We start from the raw sequence: 20,671 nt of genomic DNA on the forward strand, positions 1-20,671 counted from the left end.
AGGCTGACGCAGCGAAAGGAACGGCGGCCGCATGCAAGGGCCGTTTTTCGGCATCAACGAGATAGCGCTATCCAATGTCTTCCGTCGTCTTCATGGGTGTGGCCGGTTGCGGCAAATCGAGCGCAGGCCAGGCCGTGGCGCAGCGCATGGGCTGGCCGCTGATCGAAGGCGACGACTACCACCTGGAGGCGAGCAAGGCCAAGATGCGCCAGGGCATTGCGCTCACCGACAGCGACCGCGCCGAGTGGCTCGCCATCCTCGGTGGGCTGCTGGCCGACCAGCAGCGGCGCGGCCAGTCGGCGGCGCTCACCTGCTCGGCGCTCAAGCGCAGCTACCGCGATCTGCTGCGCAGCCGCAACGCGGGCCTGCGCTTCGTGTACCTCGAGATCGACAAGCCCCATGCCCTGCAGCGCGTGGCAGCGCGGGCGGGCGAGCATCTCTTTCCGCCGAGCCTGGTCGACAGCCAGTTCGCCACGCTGGAGGCGCCGCACGGGGAGCCCGGCGTGCTGTGCATCGATGCGCTGCTGCCGCGCGACGAGCTGGCCGACCGTGTGGCCGAGTGGCTGAGGAGCAACCCATGACCCGACACGATGCCCCGCGCAACGGTGCGCAACGCCTGGCCGAGATGGCGATGGCGCTCGCCTTGGCCGTGATGGCCCTGGCCGTCTTCGTCAACGTGGTGCTGCGCTACGGCTTCGGCAGCGGCATCGCCGCCAGCGAAGAACTCTCGCGCCTGCTCTTCGTGTGGATGGTCTTCATCGGCGCCACCGCGGCCTACCCGCTGGGTGAGCACATGGCGTTCACGAGCCTGCTGCGGCCTCTGCAGGCAAAGCCTCTGGCGCTGAAGGTGCTGACGCGGGTGATCCACGCGCTGGTGGTCGGCACCTGCGTGTTGGTGGGCTGGGGCGCCTGGCAGCAGGTGGTGGTGGGCATGGACAGCAAGAGTGTGGTGCTCGGTTACCCCTCGGCGCTGCTGCCGCTGCCCGCGCTGCTGTGTGCGGCGGCCATCGGGGTGATGGCGCTCGTCGACCTGGTGCGTGGCAAGCCGATCGACTTCGGCCACGAAGTCGACGTCGAGTAAGAGGCGAGGGGAACACACCATGGACCAAGGCCTCGTCGCCGTCATCTTCATCGTCGCCATGCTCGGCTTCATGGGCATCGGCGTGCCGATGGCCTTTGCACTCGTGCTCACCGGGGCCTCGATGGCCTGGGTGCTCGGCTTCTTCGACACCCAGCTCTTCGCGCAGAACCTGGTGGCCGGCATCGACAGCTTCCCGCTGCTCGCCGTGCCGTTCTTCATCCTCGCCGGCGAGCTGATGAACGCGGGCGGCATCAGCCGCCGCATCATCGACATGGCGCAGGCCTGGGTCGGCCACATCCGCGGCGGCCTGGGCTTCGTGACCATCGGCGCGGCCATCCTCATGGCGAGCATGAGCGGCTCGGCCCTGGCCGACACCGCGGCGCTCGCGACCATCCTGCTGCCGATGATGCGGGCGCACGGCTACCCGATGGCCACCTCCGCCGGCCTCATCGCCTCGGGCGGGATCATCGCGCCCATCATTCCGCCGTCGATGCCGTTCGTGATCTACGGCGTCACGACCAACACCTCGATCTCCTCGCTCTTCCTCTCGGGCATCGTGCCCGGGCTCATCATGGGCGTGGGCCTCGTGATCGCGTGGAAGCTGCAGGTGCGCGGCATGACGCTCGTCGAGAACCCGCCCGTGCCGATGGGCCAGCGCGTGAAGATCACCGTCAAGGCGTTCTGGGCCCTGCTGATGCCGCTCATCATCATCGGCGGCATGAAGACGGGCGTCTTCACGCCCACGGAAGCGGCGGTGGTGGCGGCGTTCTACGCGATGGTCATCGCCTTCTTCGTGCACCGCGAGATGACGCTGCCGCAGTTCCACGGCGTGCTGGTGCGCGCGGCCAAGACGACGGCCATCGTGATGTTTCTCTGCGCCGGGGCGCAGGTCACGAGCTACATGGTGACGCTGGCCGACCTGCCGGCCACGCTCACCGCCTGGCTGGGCCCGCTGGTGGAGCACCCGCGCGTGCTGATGGCGGTGATGATGATCGTGCTGGTGTTGATCGGCACGGCGCTCGACCTCACGCCCACCATCCTCATCTTCGCGCCGGTCATGCTGCCCATCGCGGCCAAGGCCGGCATCGACCCGGTGTACTTCGGCCTGATGTTCGTGCTCAACGGCGCCATCGGCCTCATCACGCCGCCGGTGGGCACGGTGCTCAACGTGGTGGCCGGCGTGGGCCGGCTTCGGCTCGACCAGGTCATCAAGGGGGTGAACCCCTTCCTCACCGTCTACCTCGCGATCCTCACCTTGTTCGTCGTGTTTCCCCAGATCGTCATCGCGCCCGTCAAGTGGATGCGGTGACCACGCTCGCTCTCGTTCTCACGCTCACACCAGGAGACAAACCATGAAGCTCTTCCGCCGCACCCTGCTCGCCGCGCTCGCCGTGGCCAGCGTCGCCCCTGCCTTCGCCCAGGACATCAAGCCCCGCCTCATCCGCTTCGGCTACGGCCTCAATGAACAGTCAAACCAGGGCCGCGCCACCAAGGTCTTCGTCGACGAGGTCGAGAAACTCTCGGGCGGCAAGATGAAGGTGCGTGCCTTCGGCGCCGCGAGCCTGGGCACCGACGTGCAGATGCAGCAGGCGCTGATCGGCGGCGCGCAGGAGATGATGGTCGGCTCGACCGCCACGCTCGTGGGCATCACCAAGGAAATGGCGCTGTGGGACACGCCGTTCCTCTTCAACAACGCGCAAGAGGCCGACGCCGTGCTCGACGGCCCGGTGGGCACCAAGGTCAAGGCCAAGCTCGAAGAGAAGGGCCTGGTCGGCCTCGTCTACTGGGAAAACGGCTTTCGCAACCTCACCAACAACAAGCGTGCGGTCGCCAAGCTCGAAGACCTCGACGGCATCAAGCTGCGCGTGATGCAGAACAACGTCTTCCTCGACAGCTTCAAGACGCTCGGCGCCAACGCGATCCCGCTGCCGTTCAGCGAACTCTTCAGCGCGCTGGAGACCAAGGCGGTCGACGGCCAGGAGAACCCGTACAACACCATCCTCTCCAGCAAGTTCTACGAGGTGCAGAAGTACCTGACCGTCACCAACCACGTCTACAGCCCGTGGATCGTCACGGTGAGCAAGAAGTTCTGGGACCAGCTCTCGCCCGCCGAGAAGAAGGTGCTGCAAGACGCCGCCGTGAAGAGTCGCGACTTCGAACGCAAGGACACGCGCGACGAAGCCGCCAAGGCGCTCGCCGACTTGAAGGGCAAGGGCATGCAGATCAACGAACTGCCGGCGTCCGAAGCCGCGCGCATGCGCGAGAAGCTGGGGGCGATCAACAGCTCGATCGCGGCCAACGTGGGCCAGGACCTGTGGAACGAGACCCAGGCTGAGCTGGGGAAGCTGCGCAAGAAATGAGGTCGTTCACTGAGAGACGTGGATCACGTCTCTCACGACCGGATAGATCTGGCTTCTCCAGCGGCGCCCGCTGAATACCCCGTAGTGCCCCACGCCGGCCTGCACGTAGTGCGTCCGCATGTACGGCCGCAGGTTGGTGCAGAGGTCTTGCGCGGCGAGCGTCTGCCCCGTGGCGCAGATGTCGTCGCGCTCGCCTTCCACCGTCAGCAGCGCCGTGCGGCGAATCTTTGACGGATCGATCGTGCGCCCGCGAAACTTCAGTTGCCCCTGCGGCAGCGCGTATTCCTGGAAGACGAGGCTCACCGTCTCCAGGTAGAACTCCGCCGGCAAATCGGCCACCGCGAAGTACTCCTCGTAGAACTTGCGGGTGTGTTCGGCCGCCTGGATCGTCTCTTCGTCGGGATCGGGGTGCGCCAGGTTGGCGTAGTAGGTCTTGAATGCCTCCATGTGCCGCTCCTTGTTCATCGCCATGAACGCCGTGAGCTGCATGAAGCCCGGGTACACGCGCCTCCCGCCGCCCTTGAAGCGCCAGGGCACGCGGCTCACGAGGTTGTGTTCGAACCACTCGATGCCCTTGGTCATCGCGAGCTTGTTCACCTCGGTCGGGCTGATGCGGCAGTCGATGGGGCCGGCCATCAGCGTGAGGCTCGCGGGCGTGGCCGGGTCGCCGTCTTCCGACATCAGCGCCACCGCACTCAGCGCCGACACGCAGGGTTGGCAGATCGCCATCAGGTGCGCGCCGGGGCCGAGCACGCGCAGGAAGTCCATCAGGTGCTCGGTGTACTCGTCGAGGCCGAAGCGTCCGTGCATCAAGGGCACGTCGCGCGCGTTGTGCCAGTCGGTGATGTAGACGTCGTGGTCGGGCAGCATGGTCTCGACCGTGTCGCGCAGCAGCGTGGCGAAATGGCCCGACATCGGCGCGACGATCAGCACCCGCGGCTGCGCCGGCGTGCCGGCCGGCAGTGCTTTCTTGAAGTGCAGCAGCGTGCCGAAGGGGGTGACGTGGGTCGCTTCTTCCGTCACGCCGACCGGCTCGCCCTTGACGAGCACGCGGTCGAGGTCGAAGGGCGGCCGATGGTGCGTGATCTCGCCGAGCTTGATGACTTCGAGCATCGCGGCGAACTTGCGGTTGGAGTCGACTGCATCCAGGCCCAGGCTCTTGTCGCGCAGCCAGGGCAGGGTGCTCCGGGCGAAGGTGCGCAGCGGCCACATCAAGTCGGCATGGGCTTGGTAGGCCTCGTACATGGGCGTCTCCTCTCGCGCTGTTCGATGTGCGTGTGCTTCTGCAACTTGCGCGCCAACACACGAGCACCGCGTTGGGGTGCCGGTTTGGCACATGCCTTGCAGATCGTTGGCCAGCCCACAACCACGGGAGACACGCCTCATGGCCACCGTTGCCGCCAAGCCCGCCCCGAAGAAGACGTCCGCGAAGCCGGCCGCCAAGCCCGCCGGCAAGCCTGCGCCCAAGGCGGCGAAGAAGCCGGCGGCCACGCTGAGCCTGTCGAGCAAGAACTATTCGTCGTGGTCGCTGCGCGGCTGGTTGCTCGCCAAATTCGCCGGGCTCGACTTCGAGGAGGTGATGGTCCCGCCCGACGATGCCGACGCGCGCAAGGAGCTGCTGCTGCTCGCCCCGTCGATCCGCGTGCCCTGCCTCACGCACGAGGGCGCCAAGGTGTGGAACACGCTCGCCATTGCGCAGTACCTCGACGAGATCAAGCCCGACGCCGGCCTCATGCCGAGCGACCGCATCGCCCGCGCGCATTGCCGCTCGGTGAGCGGCGAGATGAACTCAGGCTTCTCGAACCTGCGTTCGTCCTTGCCGATGAACCTCAAGGCCCGTCACCCGGGCTACAAGATCTGGGCCGGCGCCCAGCCCGACATCGACCGCATCGTCGAGATCTGGACCGAGTGCCTCGCCACCTACGGCGGCCCCTTCCTTTTCGGCAAGCAGCGCACGATGGCCGATGCGATGTACGCGCCGGTGTGCACCCGGTTCCTCACCTATGACGTGAAGCTGCCCAAGAGCTGCATCGTCTACTGCCAGACCATCATGGCGATGCCGGAGATGAAGGAATGGGTCGCCGCCGCCAAGGCCGAGCCTGACGACATCGAAGAGCTCGACATGGATTTTTGAGTGAAAGAGGCGGCTGGGCCGCCTCTTTCACTTCCAGGGGGTGAAGGGGGGCACTTCGCAGGGGCCTTCGACGTCGATGGTCTTGAAGTCCGCCGGGCTCACGATCTCCAGGTACTCCATGTCGGGCGAGTAGTCGAAGAGGTAGTGGACGATGCCAGGCCGCTGGTGCACGCAGTCGCCGGCCGAGACGAGCGTTTCCTTATTCCCGTACATGAAGCGCGCCCAGCCCTTGATCATGATGACGATCTGGAACTCCGCTTCATGGCGGTGCCAGCCGGTGCCCTTTTCGGGTGCCATGTTGGCCTTCACGAGGTGGGCGATGACCTTTCCATGCGTGGCCTCGGCCACGCCGAGGTCGCGGTAGAGAAAGAAGTCGCGAAGCCCCTCGCCCCGCCATTCGGTGTCGCCCGGTTTCACGTGTGAAAACTGGGTCTGGCGCGCTTCCAACACCTTGTCCAACATCTCCGCTCTCCTGGTTTGCTGCGACGCGCCATCGGCATGCATGAAGCGTTCCGCCCCGACTTGGCGTGAAACAGGCGCAGAAAAGCCGGAAAAAGGCATCGAAGGGCTGTTTCGCCTGGGAACGCTTTGCCGCCCGCGCTGTCGGAGAATGCGAACCATGAGTACCTGGGCACATTTCAAGGGCGCACTGCGCCTGGCCACCGGGGCGCTGGCCAGCCTGGTGCTGGCCACGGGCGCGCTGGCCGCCGACGAGTTTCTCGACCCCGAGGTGGCGTTCCGCCTCTCGGCCCGCGCGCTCGATGCCACGCACGTGGAGGTGCGCTTCGACATCGCCCCCGGCTACTACCTCTACCGCGAGCGCATGAACGCGGAAGCCCAGCCGGCCAGCGTGCAGGTCACCGAGGCGAAATTGCCGCCCGGCAAGGTCAAGTACGACGAGACCTTCCAGAAAGACGTGGAGACCTACCGCGACACGGTCACCATGACGGTCGCGCTGGCGCAGATGCCGGCCACCCCCTTCAAGCTTTCCGTCGGACTGCAAGGCTGCGCCGACAAGGGCCTGTGCTACTCGCCCCAGAAGCGCGGCTTCAAGGTCGAACCGGGGCAGGGCGCCGGGGGCGCACCGCGCTTCACCTACCTCAACGAAGCCCAGGCCGCGGCCTGGACGCCCGGCGGCAGCACGAGCGCCGTGACCTCCGCGCTCACCGGCCCGGCGCCGGCACAAACCGCCACCGCCGCCGTGCCAGATGTGGCGGCGCCTGCCAGCACCACCGCCGAGCCCACCGAGCCGGTGGGCCGCGCCCTGCAATCGGGCAGCACTGCGCTCGTGGTCGGGCTCTTCCTGCTGCTGGGTCTGGGCCTGTCGTTCACGCCCTGCGTCCTGCCGATGCTGCCCATCCTCTCGTCGATCATCGTCGGGCAGGGGCAACCCGTGTCGAAGGCTCGGGGCTTCTCGCTGGCCGTGGCGTATTCGCTGGGCATGGCCTTCGTCTACACGCTCTTCGGCGTGGCCTCGGCGCTGGCCGGCGAAGGGCTGGGCCAGGCCCTGCAGAACGTGTGGGTGCTGGGCGCCTTTGCGCTGCTGCTGGCGGTGCTGTCGCTCTCGATGTTCGGCTTCTACGAGTTGCAGATGCCGCTGGCGCTGCAGAACCGGCTCAACCATTTCTCGCAGCGTTTCAAGGGCGGCCAGCACCTGAGCGTGCTCGCGATGGGCGGCTTGTCGGCGTTGATCGTCGGCCCCTGCGTGGCCGCGCCGCTGGCCGGGGCGCTCGTCTACATCAGCCAGACACGCGACGTGCTGCTGGGTGCCACCGCGCTCTTCTCGATGGCGGTGGGCATGAGCGTGCCGCTGCTGCTCGTGGGCTTGTCGGCCGGGGCGCTGCTGCCCAGGGCCGGCGCCTGGATGACCTACGTGAAGCTCGTCTTCGGCGTGATGCTGCTGGCCGTGGCCGTGTGGATGGTGGCGCCGGTGCTTCCCACCTGGGCCGGCATGCTGCTCACGGCGGGGGTGCTGGTGGTGGCCGCCGGTTGCCTGGGCGCCTTCACCACGCTGCCCAGGCCTGCCACGGCACTGCGCAAGATCGCCAAGGGCGCCGGCCTGTTGCTCGGCCTCTTTGCCGTGGCCCAGGTGGTGGGCGCGGCGACCGGCGGGCGTGAACTCACGCGCCCCCTCGCGCACCTGGGGCGCGGGGCGCAGCCGGCCGCGGCCGAGGTGCAGTTCCAGACCGTGCGCAGCCTGGCCGAGCTCGACGCCGCCGTGCGCGCCTCCACCAAGCCGGTGATGCTCGACTTCTATGCCGACTGGTGCGTGGCCTGCAAGGAGCTGGAGAAGTTCACCTTCACCGATGAGGCCGTGGCCAAGCGCATGGCCGGCATGACGCTCCTGCGCGCCGACGTCACCGCCAACAACGACGACGACCGGGCGCTGCTCAAGCGCTACACGCTCTTCGGGCCGCCTGCGCTGATCTTCTTCGCGCCGGCCGGCAACGAGCTGCCCGGATCGCGTGTGATCGGCTACCAGGACGCCCGTCAGTTCGGCACCCACCTCGACCGGGTGCTGGCTTCGGCCAAGCCGCTCAGCGGCCCGCAGGTCGGCCTGAAGTGAGCGCGACGCCCGCCAGCCAGCGCTTCGACCGGCTCGACGCGCTGCGTGCGGTCGCCATCCTGTGGATGGCGGTCTTCCACTTCTGCTTCGACCTCAACTACTTCAAGTTCATCCACGAGAACTTCTACCGCGACCCGTTCTGGACGGTGCAGCGTTCGGTGATCGTGACGCTCTTCGTCTTCGTCTCGGGCCTCGGCCAGGCCATCGCATGGGAGCAGGGCCAGAGCTGGCCGCGCTTCTGGCGGCGCTGGGCGCAGGTGGCGGGGTGCGCGCTGCTCGTCACCGCGGGCTCGTACCTGATGTTCCCGAAGAGCTACATCAGCTTCGGCGTGCTGCACGGGTTTGCGGTGATGCTGATCCTCTGCCGGCTCACCGCGAATGCGGGCGTGTGGCTGTGGCCCATGGGTCTGGTGGCGGTGCTCTTGCCGCACTTGGTGCAACACCCGTTCTTCGACACGCGGCTCACCAACTGGGTGGGCCTCGTCACGCACAAGCCCATCACCGAAGACTACGCGCCGGTGCTGCCCTGGATCGGCGTGATGTGGTGGGGCCTGGCCTCGGGCCAATGGGTGCTCAGGCACAAGCGCCACTGGCTCTCGGGCGCGCTGCCGCAGCGGCTCTCGCCGCTGGCGGTGCTCGGGCGCTGGTCGCTCAGCTTCTACATGGTCCACCAGCCGGTGCTCATCGGCCTGCTGATGGGGGTGGTGGCACTGGTTCGCTGATCGGCGGATCGGCCTTCGGGTCGACCAGCGACTCGAGCGCCGCCCCAGGGTCTTCTTCACCGGCGACGGATTCCTCGGCGATGTCGACGGGCGCGGGTGCCGACGAAGGCCGCCGAGGCGGCGGCGGGGCGGGGGGCATCGGTGTGTGGGCCATGCCCCTGCGCAGCAAGCCGCGTTCCGTCAGTTCCGCTCGCAGCGCCGCTCGTTGACCAGGCAGCGCGCGTAGTCGGAGTCGTTCTTCAGCAGGTACATCGCGCGAGCCGCGTAGGCGGTGTCGGCGAAGTCGCTGAAGAGGCCGTCGACGCCCAGCTCGTAGAACGCCAGGTACTCGTTGACCGGGTTGCCCTGGTAGTTGCTTGCCAGGCGCTTGGGCTCGTTGCGGAAGGTGTAGGGGTGCACCACCAGCGCCAGCTTGTGGGCATTGGCCACGACGTCGGTGGCCGGCAGCAGGCGGCGGTCGCGCTCGTCGACCACGCCGTCGCCGTTGACATCGGCACACGCGCCGTTGCGAACGGTGATGCACGCGCTGCTGATGAGGTAGGTTTTCCAGGGGCCGATGCCGTCGGCATAGCTGCGCACCTCGGCCAGGCCTTGCGGGGTGAGCAGGTCGCGGAAGAGGCCGGCCCGGCCCGCCACCGTCCAGTCGTACGGGCGGTCGTAGGGCGGCGTGAAGTCGAGCGAGCCGTCGGCATTCACGTCGTTCGCGTCCACCAGCTGCACCAGGCGCACGCTGGTGCGCGAGCGCAGGTACTTGAGGTTGGCCGTCTCGAAACTCTGGATAAACACCGGCGCGCTGCGGTGGTTCCAGCCGGCGCGGGTGAGTGCGGCCAGCAGGCGGTCTTCCAGCGGCAGGCCGAGCTTCTGGTGGTAGGTGGGGTGCTTGGTCTCGGGGTAGATGCCGATCTGGCGGTCTTTCTCGCGCGACTTGCGCTTCACGAATTCGATGATCTCCGGCAGCGTGGGGATTTCGAACTTGCCGTTGAAGCTCTGGTCTCGGTCGCCGAACGACTGCACCGCCCGCAGCTGCTTGATCTCGGCGAGGGTGAAGTCGCTGGCGAAGAACCCTTCCTCCTCTGCACCGTCGACGACAGCCTTGCGCCTGCGGTTGGCGAACTGCGGCAGGGTGCTCACGTTCGTCGTGGCAATGAGATTGGGCTCGTGGCGGGCGATCAGGTGGCCGTCTTTCGTGGCCACGAGGTCGGGCTCCACGTAGTCGGCGCCAAGCTCGATGCCGAGGGCATAGGCCTCGAGCGTGTGCTCGGGCAGGTAGCCGTTGGCCCCGCCGCGGTGGCCGATGACCAGCGGGGCCGGAGTGGCTCGCTGCGCATGCCGGCCTTGCGGCTCGGCCGCGGCAGGCACCGCGCAGCCGGCACAGGCGGCCAGCACGGCCAGTGCCATCGGCAGTTTGTTCAGGGACAGCTCGTTCAGGATCCGCATTGCCAGTTCTCCTCGTGATGTGGAAGCCGGCGCACCTTAGGGCTGCGCGATGACACCGCCATGAAAAGCGGATTGTGAGCAAGCGGCATTCCCCAGGGGCGATGGGCCTTCTTGCGACGGGGCCTGACACATGTGTCAGTTGTGGCGAGGTGTGAGCGGCGGTACGTTCGCTCCAGGAGACGGCATGAAACGAATCTCGATGCAGCGGGCGATGTTGTTGGGCATGTTGGTGGCTGCGGCCGCCGTGGCAGCCTTGGGTTATTTCGCGTGGGACTACGCCCGCCAGACGGTCGAAGCGGGCCGCTTCGTCAACCACACCCATGAGGTGAAGGCGGTCATCCGCGACCTCGAATCGAGCCTGTACCGGGCCGAGGCGGGCCAGCGCGCCTATCTCGTGACACGCCTCACCTCTTACCGCAGCGAGCGCGACGTGGCGCTGGAGTCGCTTGAAAAAGGCCTGGTCGAACTCACCCGCCTCACCACCGACAACCCCGAGCAGGCCATGCGCGTGGCTAACCTGCGGCGCGAGGTCGGCACGCGAGTGGCCGTCTACCGCGTGAGCGACGGGCTCCTGCAGAGCGGCAACCCCTATTCGGCAGAGCAGCGCATCGAGATCGGCTCGCAGGCGCTGGCCGACATCCGCCCCCACATCGACCTGCTCGTGGCCGAGGAAGACCGCCTGCTCACCGAGCGCGAATCCGTGCAGGCGGCGCGCACGCGCAGCACGGTGCTGATCTTCGCCAGCTTCGTGGCCTTGCTGCTGGTGCTGCTGCCGACCACCTTCTGGCGCATGTCGCGCGATCTCAAGGCGCGCGCGTTGGCCGAGGTGCTGGTGGCCGAAGAGCGCGCCTACGACGCGGTGCATGCCCGCGCACTCATCCTCTACAACGCCGAGAACGACCGCAAGCGCGTGCTCGAGGGCACGCTCTCGCTGCTGGGCGAGAACCCGCTCTTCCCCGTAGGCGCCTTCTATTGCTACGACGAATGGGCGGGTGGCCTTCGCCTGGACGCAGCGCGAGGCGCACCCGCCGACATCAAGCGCATGGTGCGCCTCGACGACGGGCCGATCGGCACCGCCGCGCGCGAGGGCCACAGCCTTTACCTCGAAGGGCTGGAGGGGGCGGGCGCGATGAACATCGAGACGGGTCTGGCCACGGTTCGCCCGGCCGCGGTGCTGATGTGCCCGGTGCAATACCAGTCGCGTCTGCTCGGCGTGCTGGTGCTCGGCACCGGGAAGCCGCTCGGCGAGCGCGACCGCGAGTTCGTCGACCGCCTGTCTGCCCAGCTGGCCGTGGCGCTCAACAACCTGAGCCATCTCGAGGAGATGAGCCTGCTCACCGACCAGCTGCGCAGCCGGGGCGAAGACATCCAGCGCAAGAACGCCGAGCTGGAGCGGGCCAACCGCATGAAGAGCGAGTTCCTTGCCAACATGAGCCACGAGCTGCGCACGCCGCTCAACGCCATCATCGGTTTCTCCGAGATCATGAAAGACGGCCTCACCGGGCCGCTGGGCACGGAGCAGCAGGAGTACGTGGAAGACATCCACGGCAGCGGCAAGCACCTCCTGTCCCTCATCAACGACATCCTCGACCTCTCGAAGGTCGAGTCGGGCCAGGTCATCCTCGAACTCGAAGGCGCCGACCCGCAGCTGCTCGCGGCCAGCACGATGTCGGTGCTGCGCGAGCGCGCCGCCACCGCGCGCGTGCGCCTCAACGTGCAGTGCCCCCCGGGCATCGGCCACCTCTGCCTGGACATGCGCAAGGCCAAGCAGATCGTCTACAACCTCGTGTCCAACGCGCTCAAGTTCACGCCCGAGGGCGGCACCGTGACGCTCGCGATGGAGCGCGTGCCGGCCGAGCGGGTGCGTGGCATCCAGCCCGAGCCGGGCACGCGGGTGTTCCCGCCCGTCGATACCCGGTGGGAGCATTACCTCGAGCTGCGCGTCACCGATTCGGGCATTGGCATCGCGCCTGCGGACCTGCAGCATCTCTTCCAGGCCTTCGTGCAGATCGACTCGTCGCTCTCACGCCAGTACGCCGGCACCGGCCTCGGCCTCACGATGGTGAGGCGCCTGGCCGAGCTGCACGGCGGCGGCCTCATGGTGCGCAGCGTGGAAGAGAAGGGCTCGACCTTTGCGGTGTGGCTGCCGTGGCGCGAAGTCGAGGCCAAGGCCGAGACCGCCCAGCCCCCCGCGATCGCCGAAGGCTCGCACGGCGATGCGCGCGTGCCCGCCGTCGCCCAAGCCGAGGGCAAGCCGCTCGTGCTCGTGGTCGAAGACGACCCGCGCGCCGCCAACCTGATGCGCCTGCAGCTCGAAGCCAACGGTTACCGGGTCGAATTCGCCGGCACCGCGGAGGACGGCCTGCGGCGCGCCGCCGAGCTGAACCCTGCGGCCGTGGTGCTCGACATCATCCTGCCCGGCATGGACGGCTGGGACATGCTCGCCCGGCTGAAGGACCAGCCCGACACCACCAACATCCCCGTTGTCATCGTCTCGATCACCGACGAGGTTCAGCGCGGCTTTGCGCTCGGCGCGGCACAGGTGCTGGTGAAGCCGGTGACGCAGGGCGACCTGTTGGCCGCACTCGCTGCCGCCGGCCTCGACGAGCCGCACACCGGGGCGCGCGTGCTGGTGGTCGACGACGACCCGAAGGCGGTGTCCCTCGTCAGCAAGCACCTGCAGGTGGCGGGCTACACGCCGGTGGGTGCCTATGGCGGGCAGGAGGCGCTCGACATCGTGCGCGCCGAGGCGCCGGCGCTCATCGTGCTCGATCTGATGATGCCGCAGGTGACGGGCTTCGACGTGGTGCAAGGCCTGCGCAACAGCCCCGAGACCGCGGGCATTCCCGTCATCGTGCTGACCGCCAAGCTGCTGACGCGCGAAGACCGCGCACTGCTCAGCGGCAAGGTGCAGCAGGTGATGGAGAAGACCCATTTCAATTCGATCGGCCTCCTGGCCGAAGTCAAACGCGCATTGGCCGGGCGACAACACACGACCTGGCACTGACCCCTCCCACTGGAACTGCATGCACGCCGACCCTGCGATCCTCATCGTCGACGACAACCCGGCCAACCGCCGCCTCTACCAGGCCACGCTCAGCGACCTGGGCGCGCAGCTCTACATGGCCAGCTCCGGCGAGGAGGCCCTCGACAAATGCACCGACCAGCCCTATGCGATGGTGCTGCTCGACGTGCACCTCTCCGGCATGGACGGCTTCCAGGTGGCGCAGGCCATCCGCGACAAATGCCCCGGCCTCGACGCCCCCATCGTCTTCGTCTCGGCGGTCTACGTGCACGAGCAGGACACCTACCGCGGCTACCGGCTCGGCGCGGTCGACTACATCCTCTCGCCCATCGTGCCGGAGATCCTGCGTGCCAAGGCGGCGATCTTCATCCGCATGCACCGCCTGCGCGCCGAGGCCGAGCTGCACGCGCACGCCATCGAGAAGGCGTATCGCGAGCTGCGCACCGTGCACGCCGAGATGGAAGGCTTCAGCTACTCCGTCTCGCACGACCTGCGCACACCGCTCGGGCAGATCGCAGGCTTCGCCGACCTGCTGCAGATGGGGCACGCCGGCCCGCTCAACGAGAAGGCGCTCGACTACGTGGGCTACATCCAGAGTGCGGCCCACCGCATGAACAGCCTCATCGACGACATGCTGCTGCTGGGCAACATGAGCCGCACCGAGATGCAGATCCAGCCGGTCGACCTGTCGCACCTGGCGCAAACGCTGCTGACGGAGCTGGAGGCCCTGCGCCCGCAGGTGCATGCGTCGTGGCAGGTGCAGCAGGGCCTGCAGGCGCAGGGCGACCAGCGGCTGCTGCGGGTGGCCCTGTCGAACCTGCTGTCGAACGCCTGGAAATACAGCGCCGGGGTGCCGCGCCCCTTCATCGACTTCGGCAGCCGAGAGGCAGACGACAAGGACGACGGCCAGGTCTTCTACGTGCGCGACAACGGCGCCGGCTTCGACGTGCACGCCGCCGGCGAGCGGCTCTTCCGGCCCTTCCAGCGCTTCCATTCCGATTCGAACTTCCAGGGCAACGGCGTGGGGCTGGCCATCGTGCAGCGCGTGATCGACAAGCACGGCGGCCGCCTGTGGGTCGAGTCGGCTCCGGGCCGCGGGGCGACCTTCTTCTTTACGCTGGGGCGATTGTCGAGCCGGCCGGCCCCGCTGGTTTGAAAGGAGCACTGCATGGCCAACATCCTCGTCGTCGAAGACAACCCGCAGAACCTGAAGCTCGCCCAGCTGGTGCTGCACAAGGCGGGGCACGCGACCCTGGCCGCCGAGAGCGGCGAGATCGGCCTGCAGCTCGCGCACGACAGGCAGCCCGACCTGGTGCTGATGGACGTGCAGATGCCCGGGCTCGACGGGCTGGAGGTCACGCGCCGGCTGAAGTCGAACCCGAGCACCTCGCACATCAAGGTGGTGGCGCTCACGGCGCTCGCGATGAAGGGCGACGCCGAGCGAATCCTCGCGGCAGGCTGCGACGCCTACCTCGCCAAGCCCTACCAGTACCAGCAGCTGATGGACGTGGTGAACAAGGCGCTGAACTGAGGCGTGCCCGCGGCGTGGCGCAGATACCATCGCCGCATGACCAGCAAGACTTCGATTCTTTTCGGCTTCCACGCCGTCACCGTGCGGCTGAAGACGGCCGCCGACTCCATCACCGAGATCCACGTCGACGCCTCGCGGCGCGACCAGCGCATGCGCCAGTTCGTCGAGCGCGCGAAGGAGGCCGGCGTGCGCCTGATCGAGAGCGACGACGACCGCCTGCAGAAGCTGTGCGGCACGCACCGCCACCAGGGCGTGGTGGCGCGTGTGAGCGCGGTGGCCAAGAGCCACTCGCTCGACGACACGCTCGACGCGGTGGAAGGCCCGCCGTTGCTGCTGGTGCTCGACGGCATCACCGACCCGCACAACCTCGGCGCCTGCCTGCGCGTGGCCGATGGCGCCGGCGCGCATGCGGTGATCGCGCCGAAGGACCATGCGGTCGGCATCAACGCCACGGTCGCCAAGGTGGCGAGCGGCGCGGCCGAGACGGTGCCGTACTTCATGGTGACCAACCTCGCGCGTACGCTGGGCGAACTGAAGGAGCGTGACATCCGCGTGATCGGCACGTCCGACGCCGCCGAGAAGTCGCTCTACGAGATCGACCTCAGCGGCCCGGTGGCGCTGGTGCTCGGGGCCGAAGGCGCCGGCATGCGCCAGCTCACCGCCAAGACATGCGACGAGCTCGTGCGCCTGCCGATGAAGGGCGCGGTGGAGAGCCTCAACGTGTCGGTCGCGTCGGGCGTGTGCCTGTACGAAGCGCTGCGTCAGCGCGAGGCGAAGGGATGAACGAGCCGGCACCGCTGCGCGAGGCCCGTGCCTGGGTGCACGGGGCTGGCACGCTGGCGGTGCTCACCGGCGCGGGCATGTCGGCCGAGAGCGGCATCGCCACCTTCCGCGATGCACAGACCGGCCTCTGGGCGAAGTTCGACCCCGCCCAGCTCGCAAGCCCGGAGGGCTTTCGCACCAACCCGTCGCTCGTGTGGGACTGGTACGCGGAGCGCCGCAAGGGCGTGCAGCGTGCGCTGCCGAACGCGGGCCATGTGGCGCTCGCGCAGTACGAGAAAACGCACCTTGGCCGCGTGACCATCGTGACGCAGAACGTGGACGACCTGCACCAGCGCGCCGGCAGCACCGACGTGATCCGTCTGCACGGCGACATCCTGCAAGACGTGTGGCTCGACACCGGGCGTTGCCGGCCGTGCGACATGAGTCGCGCCGTGCCCGGCAGCCCACCGCGCTGCGCCGCCTGCGGCAACCTCGTGCGCCCCGGCGTGGTGTGGTTCGGCGAGATGCTGCCGGCCGAGGCCTTGTCGCGCGCCGAGCTGCTGGCGCAGAGCTGCGACGCGATGCTCGTGATCGGCACCTCGGGCGCCGTCTACCCGGCAGCGGGGCTCGCGCACACGGCGCGGCGCGCCGGCGCGAAGGTCATCATCCTCAACCCCGAGCCGAGCGAGATCGACGACGAGGCGCACCTGCTGCTGCGCGGCACGGCGGCGCGGATCTTGCCTGCGTTGCTGCAAACGGAGTGAACCGAACCATGCCAGTCATCGACGTCAAGCACCCTCTCGTCAAACACAAGATCGGTCTCCTGCGCGAGGCCGACATTTCCACCAAGAAGTTCCGCGAACTCACGCACGAGCTGGCACGCCTGCTGGCGTATGAAGCGACCGCCGATTTCCCGCTCGAGAAGACCACCGTCGCATGCTGGAGCGGCCCGGTCGAGATCGACCAGGTGAAGGGCCGCAAGGTCACCGTGGTGCCCATCCTGCGCGCGGGCCTGGGCATGCTCGACGGCGTGCTCGACATGGTGCCCAACGCCAAGGTGAGCGTGGTGGGCCTGAGCCGCAACCACGAGACGCTTGAACCCGAGCACTATTTCGAGAAGTTCGTCGGCCACCTCGACGAGCGCACCGCACTCATCGTCGACCCGATGCTCGCCACCGCCGGCTCGATGATCGCGACCGTCGACCTGCTGAAGCGACGTGGTTGCACGGACGTGCGCGCCCTCGTGCTCGTGGCCGCGCCCGAAGGGATCGCGGCATTGCAGAAGGCACACCCCGACGTGCGCTGCTGGACGGCCGCCATCGACAGCCACCTCAACGAGCTGGGCTACATCATTCCCGGCCTGGGCGACGCGGGCGACAAGATCTTCGGCACGAAATAGGCGGCAAGCCCCCACGCAAGGGGCGGGTCAACGTCTTGTCACACATCGGCGCCATGCTCGAGGAACGCATGCCGCAGTGCGTCATCAGACGACTGCGGGAAGCACCCGAGTGCTTTTACGTTTCTTCGCTTTGCAGTGCCTTGACCGACGGTTTGAAGCAGTCGTAACGTCGGCGCTCCGAGCGCAAAAGGAGCTTTCTGATGAAGAAACCGTTTCGCTTCTGGATGACCAGTGGTGTGGCGATCATGGTCGCGGCCGTCAGCGGTGGCAGAAGTTTTGCAAGCGAAGACGAGCGTCTCACGCTCACCAGGATCAGCCGCTACGGAGTGTCTGAAACGGTTCAGCGCATCGAGGCCAGCGCACAACGCCACGGCATGCACGTGCTCGCCTGTCTGCCGCAGAAGCTCAACGAGGTCACCGGCGAATCACGCTACATGCTCGTGTTCGAGTCGTCGCAGGGCGGTACGCCGGTGATGATGGAAAGCGAGGGCGCCAAGCCCAACCTGCTGCTCACGGTCTACCTCAAGCAGGCGGCGGCGGGCGGCACCGAAGTCTTCCTGCCGCGCGACGTGCTGCGCGATGCGCCGGAAGGCTTGTCAGACCAATTGCAGAGCGACCTCGCCGGCCTCCCGGCGGTGGTCGACGAGGCGCTCTCGGCCTGAGGCCGCTCGTCTCCTGCCGCTACTGCGGCGAGTAGTCGAAGTAGTCGAAGTCCGCATGCAGCCCTGAGCCGCTCAGGTCTTGGCAGGCGAGGCCGATGTAGTTGCCGGTGAAACCGAAGCTGCGCGGGAAGCCGTCGTCGAAACGCGTGGCGTGTTCGTCCGACAGGATGGCCGCACGCAACGTCTCGCCGAACGGCCGCCAGTCGCCTTCGGCCAGCGCATACGAGAAGCGCAGCGCCTCGCCTTCGAAACGCAGCTTCAGCCACACGCGCGGCACGTTGCCGATGGCAATGGGCGCCGCCGCCTCGCGCAGCTTGCCGTGGTCGTTGACCGACAGCCGCAGCACACGCCCGTTGCGCTCTTCGTCGTGCGAGACGTGCAGGTAGGCGTGGTTCTGGGTGTTGTAGTAGGCGACGAGGCCGGCCATCTGCTGGAACACCACCGGCTGGAACTCGACCACCGTCTCGGCTTCGCAATCGAAGTGCTGCTGGCGGCGAGCGATGAGGCTCTGGTCGAAGGTGGACATCAGCGAGCAGCGGCCGACCAGACGCAGGTGGCCGGGGCGAGCGCTGAGCGACAGCCAGCTCGCATCGGCCGGTTCGCGCAACGTGTTCCAGTGGCCGCTCAAGGTGGTGGACGAGAAGTCGTCGCGCACCGGCTCGCGCTCCACCGGCGCAGGCGGCAGCTTGGGCGCCGGTACTTCCGTGCGTGGCGCGTTGTCGCCATGCGCGAGGCGTGGCCAGCCATCGGCCGTCCACTCGACGCGCTGCAGCGCGGTCTCGCGGCCCAGGTTGCAGTGCAGGCCGTCGTAGCTCTCGGGGGGCGTGGCAGGCGGGTGCTCGCGCCATTCGAGCGGCCGGCCGCACAGGTGGGCCATGTACCACTCGCCCTCAGGTGTGTCGACGAGGCTTGCATGGCCCGCACGTTGCAGCCCGGCCGGCGACTTGTGCCACGCGGTGAGCATCGGGTGGTGCGGGCTCAGCTCGTAGGGGCCGTCGATGCTGCGCGAGCGTGCGATCGTCACGGCGTGTTCGTAGAAGGTGCCGCCCTCGGCCGTCAGCAGCACGTACCAGCCGTCGCGCTTGTAGAGGTGCGGGCCTTCCACCACGCCGAGCGAGGTGCCCGGGAAGATGTTCTTCACCGGGCCGGTGACGCAACGCTTCTCGTGGTCGTACTCCTGCAGCAGGATGCCGTGGAAGGCGTTGTGCCCGGGCCGGTGGTCCCATTGCATGCTGAGCACCCAGCTGCGGCCGTCGTCGTCATGGAACATCGAGGCGTCGAAGCCGCGGCTGTGGAGGTAGACCGGCTCCGACCACGGGCCGCTCGGGTGCGGCGCGGTGACCACGTAGTTCGGCGTGTCCTTGTAGCCGCCGAGCTTGCTGCGCACGTTGGTGAACACCATGTAGAACAGCCCGTCGCGGTAGCTGAGGCAGGGTGCCCAGATGCCGGCGGAGTCGGGGTTGCCGCGCATGTCGAGTTGGCTCTTGCGCGTCAACACATACGAGAGGTGCTGCCAGTGCACGAGATCGCGCGAGTGGTGGATGCGCACGCCGGGCCACCATTCGAAGGTGGAGGTGGCGAGGTAGAAATCGCGGCCCACGCGCAGGATGGCCGGGTCGGGGTGGAAGCCCGGCAGCACCGGGTTCTGGATGGTGGCGCTCATGGTCAGACGAATCGGTTGAACCAGTTCTCCAGCGCTTCCTGCTTGCCGGAGCGCGGGGCGACGTCGGTGTTGCGGTCGAGCGTGCGCTGGGCCAGCGCGGCCAGGTCGAACTTGCCGGCGTGGATGTCCTTGCCCAACTGCGCGTCCCAGCCGGCGTAGCGCTCGGCCACGGCGCGGGCGTGGCCGCCGTCCTGGATCATCTTCTCGGCGATCAGCAGCGCGCGTGCCGCCACGTCCATGCCGCCGATGTGGCCGATGAAGAGGTCTTCCGCATCGATCGACTGGCGGCGCACCTTCGCATCGAAGTTGAGCCCACCCGTGGTGAAGCCACCGGCCTGCAGGATGTAGTACATCGCAAGCGCGGTCTCGGGGATGTTGTTGGGGAACTGGTCGGTGTCCCAGCCGCACTGCATGTCACCGCGGTTCATGTCGAGCGAGCCGAAGATGCCGAGCGTGAGCGCCGTCACGATCTCGTGCTCGAAGCTGTGGCCGGCGAGCGTGGCATGGTTGGCCTCGATGTTGACCTTGACCTCCTTCTCCAGGCCGTACTGCTTGAGGAAGCCGAACACGGTGGCCACGTCGAAGTCGTACTGGTGCTTGGTGGGCTCGCGCGGCTTGGGCTCGATGAGGATGGGGCCCTCGAGCCCGATCTTGTGCTTGTGCTCGACGGCCATCGAGAGGAAACGGCCGAGCTGCGCCAGCTCGCGTTTCATGTCGGTGTTGATAAGCGTCTCGTAGCCTTCACGACCACCCCACATCACGTAGTTCTCGCCGCTGAGCTTCTTCGTCGCGTCCATCGCCTCCTTCACCTGCAGCGCGGCCATCGCGAAGATCTCGGGGTCGGGGTTGGTCGCCGCGCCGCTCATGAAGCGGCGGTGGCTGAAGAGGTTGGCCGTGCCCCACAGCACCTTCATGCCGGTGCGTTGCTGGTGTTCGCCCAGCACGTCGACCATGCGGCGCAGGCGGTCGACGCTCTCGCGCGGCGTGGCGCCTTCGGGGGCGACGTCACGGTCGTGGAAGCAGTAGTAGGGCACCCCGAGCTTCTGGAAGAAGTCGAAGGCCACTTCGGCCTTGGCGCGTGCGGCTTCCATCGGGTCGGCCATGTGGTGCCACGGGCGCTCGAAGCTGCCGTCGTAGCCGAAGACGTCGAAGCCGTTCCAGCAGAAGGTGTGCCAGTAGCACGCGGCGAAGCGCAGGTGGTCTTCCATGCGTTTGCCGAGGACGACCCGGTCCTTGTCGTACCAGCGGAAGGCGAGGGGGTTGGTGCTGTTCTCGCCCTCGTACTTGATGGGGGCGATGGTCTTCAGGTAGCTCATGGGTACTTCTCCA

The 20,671-nt window shown here is 67.6% G+C and carries 19 protein-coding genes; 14 read left to right on the plus strand and 5 right to left on the minus strand.

Annotated elements, in window-relative coordinates; translation table 11 throughout:
* Positions 1–74 precede the first annotated feature (74 nt).
* From RXV79_RS10395 to RXV79_RS10410, 4 genes are read left to right on the plus strand one after another with little or no spacing between them, the layout of a single operon-like run.
* On the plus strand, positions 75–581 hold the full coding sequence (locus RXV79_RS10395) for a gluconokinase (protein ID WP_316703356.1): 507 nt from the start codon (positions 75–77) through the stop codon (positions 579–581).
* Complete coding sequence (locus RXV79_RS10400) at positions 578–1,081, plus strand: TRAP transporter small permease subunit (protein ID WP_316703357.1); 504 nt, start codon at positions 578–580, stop codon at positions 1,079–1,081. Before RXV79_RS10395 ends, RXV79_RS10400 begins: the two co-directional genes overlap by 4 nt.
* Positions 1,082–1,100: 19 nt before the next feature.
* Positions 1,101–2,390, plus strand: coding sequence for a TRAP transporter large permease (locus tag RXV79_RS10405; protein ID WP_316703358.1), 1,290 nt, complete (start codon positions 1,101–1,103; stop codon positions 2,388–2,390).
* A gap of 43 nt (positions 2,391–2,433) precedes the next feature.
* The gene (locus RXV79_RS10410; protein WP_316703359.1) at positions 2,434–3,441 is read left to right on the plus strand and encodes a TRAP transporter substrate-binding protein; all 1,008 of its coding nucleotides are present in this window, start codon (positions 2,434–2,436) and stop codon (positions 3,439–3,441) included.
* Positions 3,442–3,447: 6 nt separating this feature from the next.
* On the opposite strand, the gene RXV79_RS10415 is transcribed toward RXV79_RS10410, so the two are convergent.
* Positions 3,448–4,686, minus strand: a complete 1,239-nt coding sequence (locus RXV79_RS10415; RefSeq protein ID WP_316703361.1) for a polyhydroxyalkanoate depolymerase — start codon at positions 4,684–4,686, stop codon at positions 3,448–3,450.
* A gap of 139 nt (positions 4,687–4,825) precedes the next feature.
* On the opposite strand from RXV79_RS10415, the gene RXV79_RS10420 reads away from it, so the two are divergent.
* Complete coding sequence (locus RXV79_RS10420) at positions 4,826–5,575, plus strand: glutathione S-transferase family protein (RefSeq protein WP_316703362.1); 750 nt, start codon at positions 4,826–4,828, stop codon at positions 5,573–5,575.
* Between the two features lie 27 nt (positions 5,576–5,602).
* On the opposite strand, the gene RXV79_RS10425 is transcribed toward RXV79_RS10420, so the two are convergent.
* Complete coding sequence (locus RXV79_RS10425) at positions 5,603–6,037, minus strand: cupin domain-containing protein (RefSeq protein ID WP_316703363.1); 435 nt, start codon at positions 6,035–6,037, stop codon at positions 5,603–5,605.
* A 157-nt stretch (positions 6,038–6,194) separates the two neighbouring features.
* On the opposite strand from RXV79_RS10425, the gene dsbD reads away from it, so the two are divergent.
* Together dsbD and RXV79_RS10435 are read left to right on the plus strand one after the other, a co-directional pair.
* Positions 6,195–8,141: a protein-disulfide reductase DsbD gene (gene dsbD, locus RXV79_RS10430; protein ID WP_316703364.1), complete on the plus strand. Its 1,947-nt coding sequence runs from the start codon at positions 6,195–6,197 to the stop codon at positions 8,139–8,141.
* 65 nt (positions 8,142–8,206) lie between these two features.
* Complete coding sequence (locus RXV79_RS10435; protein ID WP_413816695.1) at positions 8,207–8,863, plus strand: acetyltransferase domain-containing protein; 657 nt, start codon at positions 8,207–8,209, stop codon at positions 8,861–8,863.
* 180 nt (positions 8,864–9,043) lie between these two features.
* On the opposite strand, the gene RXV79_RS10440 is transcribed toward RXV79_RS10435, so the two are convergent.
* On the minus strand, positions 9,044–10,300 hold the full coding sequence (locus RXV79_RS10440) for a glycerophosphodiester phosphodiesterase (RefSeq protein WP_316703366.1): 1,257 nt from the start codon (positions 10,298–10,300) through the stop codon (positions 9,044–9,046).
* 184 nt (positions 10,301–10,484) lie between these two features.
* On the opposite strand from RXV79_RS10440, the gene RXV79_RS10445 reads away from it, so the two are divergent.
* The 7 genes from RXV79_RS10445 to RXV79_RS10475 all read left to right on the plus strand — a co-directional run bounded on the left by RXV79_RS10445 (position 10,485) and on the right by RXV79_RS10475 (position 17,679).
* On the plus strand, positions 10,485–13,307 hold the full coding sequence (locus tag RXV79_RS10445; protein ID WP_316703367.1) for a response regulator: 2,823 nt from the start codon (positions 10,485–10,487) through the stop codon (positions 13,305–13,307).
* Between the two features lie 19 nt (positions 13,308–13,326).
* A complete protein-coding gene (locus RXV79_RS10450) occupies positions 13,327–14,481 on the plus strand; it encodes a hybrid sensor histidine kinase/response regulator (protein ID WP_316703368.1) in 1,155 nt (384 codons plus the stop codon).
* 12 nt (positions 14,482–14,493) lie between these two features.
* On the plus strand, positions 14,494–14,856 hold the full coding sequence (locus RXV79_RS10455) for a response regulator (protein WP_316703369.1): 363 nt from the start codon (positions 14,494–14,496) through the stop codon (positions 14,854–14,856).
* Positions 14,857–14,892: 36 nt separating this feature from the next.
* Positions 14,893–15,639 (plus strand): 23S rRNA (guanosine(2251)-2'-O)-methyltransferase RlmB, encoded by a 747-nt coding sequence (gene rlmB, locus RXV79_RS10460; RefSeq protein WP_316703370.1) that lies wholly within the window; start codon positions 14,893–14,895, stop codon positions 15,637–15,639.
* The gene (locus RXV79_RS10465) at positions 15,636–16,382 is read left to right on the plus strand and encodes an SIR2 family NAD-dependent protein deacylase (protein WP_316703371.1); all 747 of its coding nucleotides are present in this window, start codon (positions 15,636–15,638) and stop codon (positions 16,380–16,382) included. Before rlmB ends, RXV79_RS10465 begins: the two co-directional genes overlap by 4 nt.
* A gap of 8 nt (positions 16,383–16,390) precedes the next feature.
* Positions 16,391–17,017, plus strand: a complete 627-nt coding sequence (upp, locus tag RXV79_RS10470; protein WP_316703372.1) for a uracil phosphoribosyltransferase — start codon at positions 16,391–16,393, stop codon at positions 17,015–17,017.
* Between the two features lie 200 nt (positions 17,018–17,217).
* Positions 17,218–17,679 carry a DUF302 domain-containing protein gene (locus RXV79_RS10475; RefSeq protein WP_316703373.1) on the plus strand — a complete coding sequence of 154 codons (462 nt, stop codon included), beginning with the start codon at positions 17,218–17,220 and terminating at the stop codon, positions 17,677–17,679.
* A gap of 19 nt (positions 17,680–17,698) precedes the next feature.
* Here the strand turns inward: RXV79_RS10475 and RXV79_RS10480 are convergent, their stop codons facing one another.
* Both RXV79_RS10480 and xylA read right to left on the minus strand, forming a co-directional pair.
* Complete coding sequence (locus RXV79_RS10480) at positions 17,699–19,342, minus strand: glycoside hydrolase family 43 protein (RefSeq protein ID WP_316703374.1); 1,644 nt, start codon at positions 19,340–19,342, stop codon at positions 17,699–17,701.
* Between the two features lie 2 nt (positions 19,343–19,344).
* A complete protein-coding gene (gene xylA / locus RXV79_RS10485; RefSeq protein WP_316703375.1) occupies positions 19,345–20,658 on the minus strand; it encodes a xylose isomerase in 1,314 nt (437 codons plus the stop codon).
* Positions 20,659–20,671 lie beyond the last annotated feature (13 nt).

The organism is Piscinibacter gummiphilus (assembly GCF_032681285.1).
GTDB classification, from domain to species: domain Bacteria; phylum Pseudomonadota; class Gammaproteobacteria; order Burkholderiales; family Burkholderiaceae_C; genus Rhizobacter; species Rhizobacter gummiphilus_A.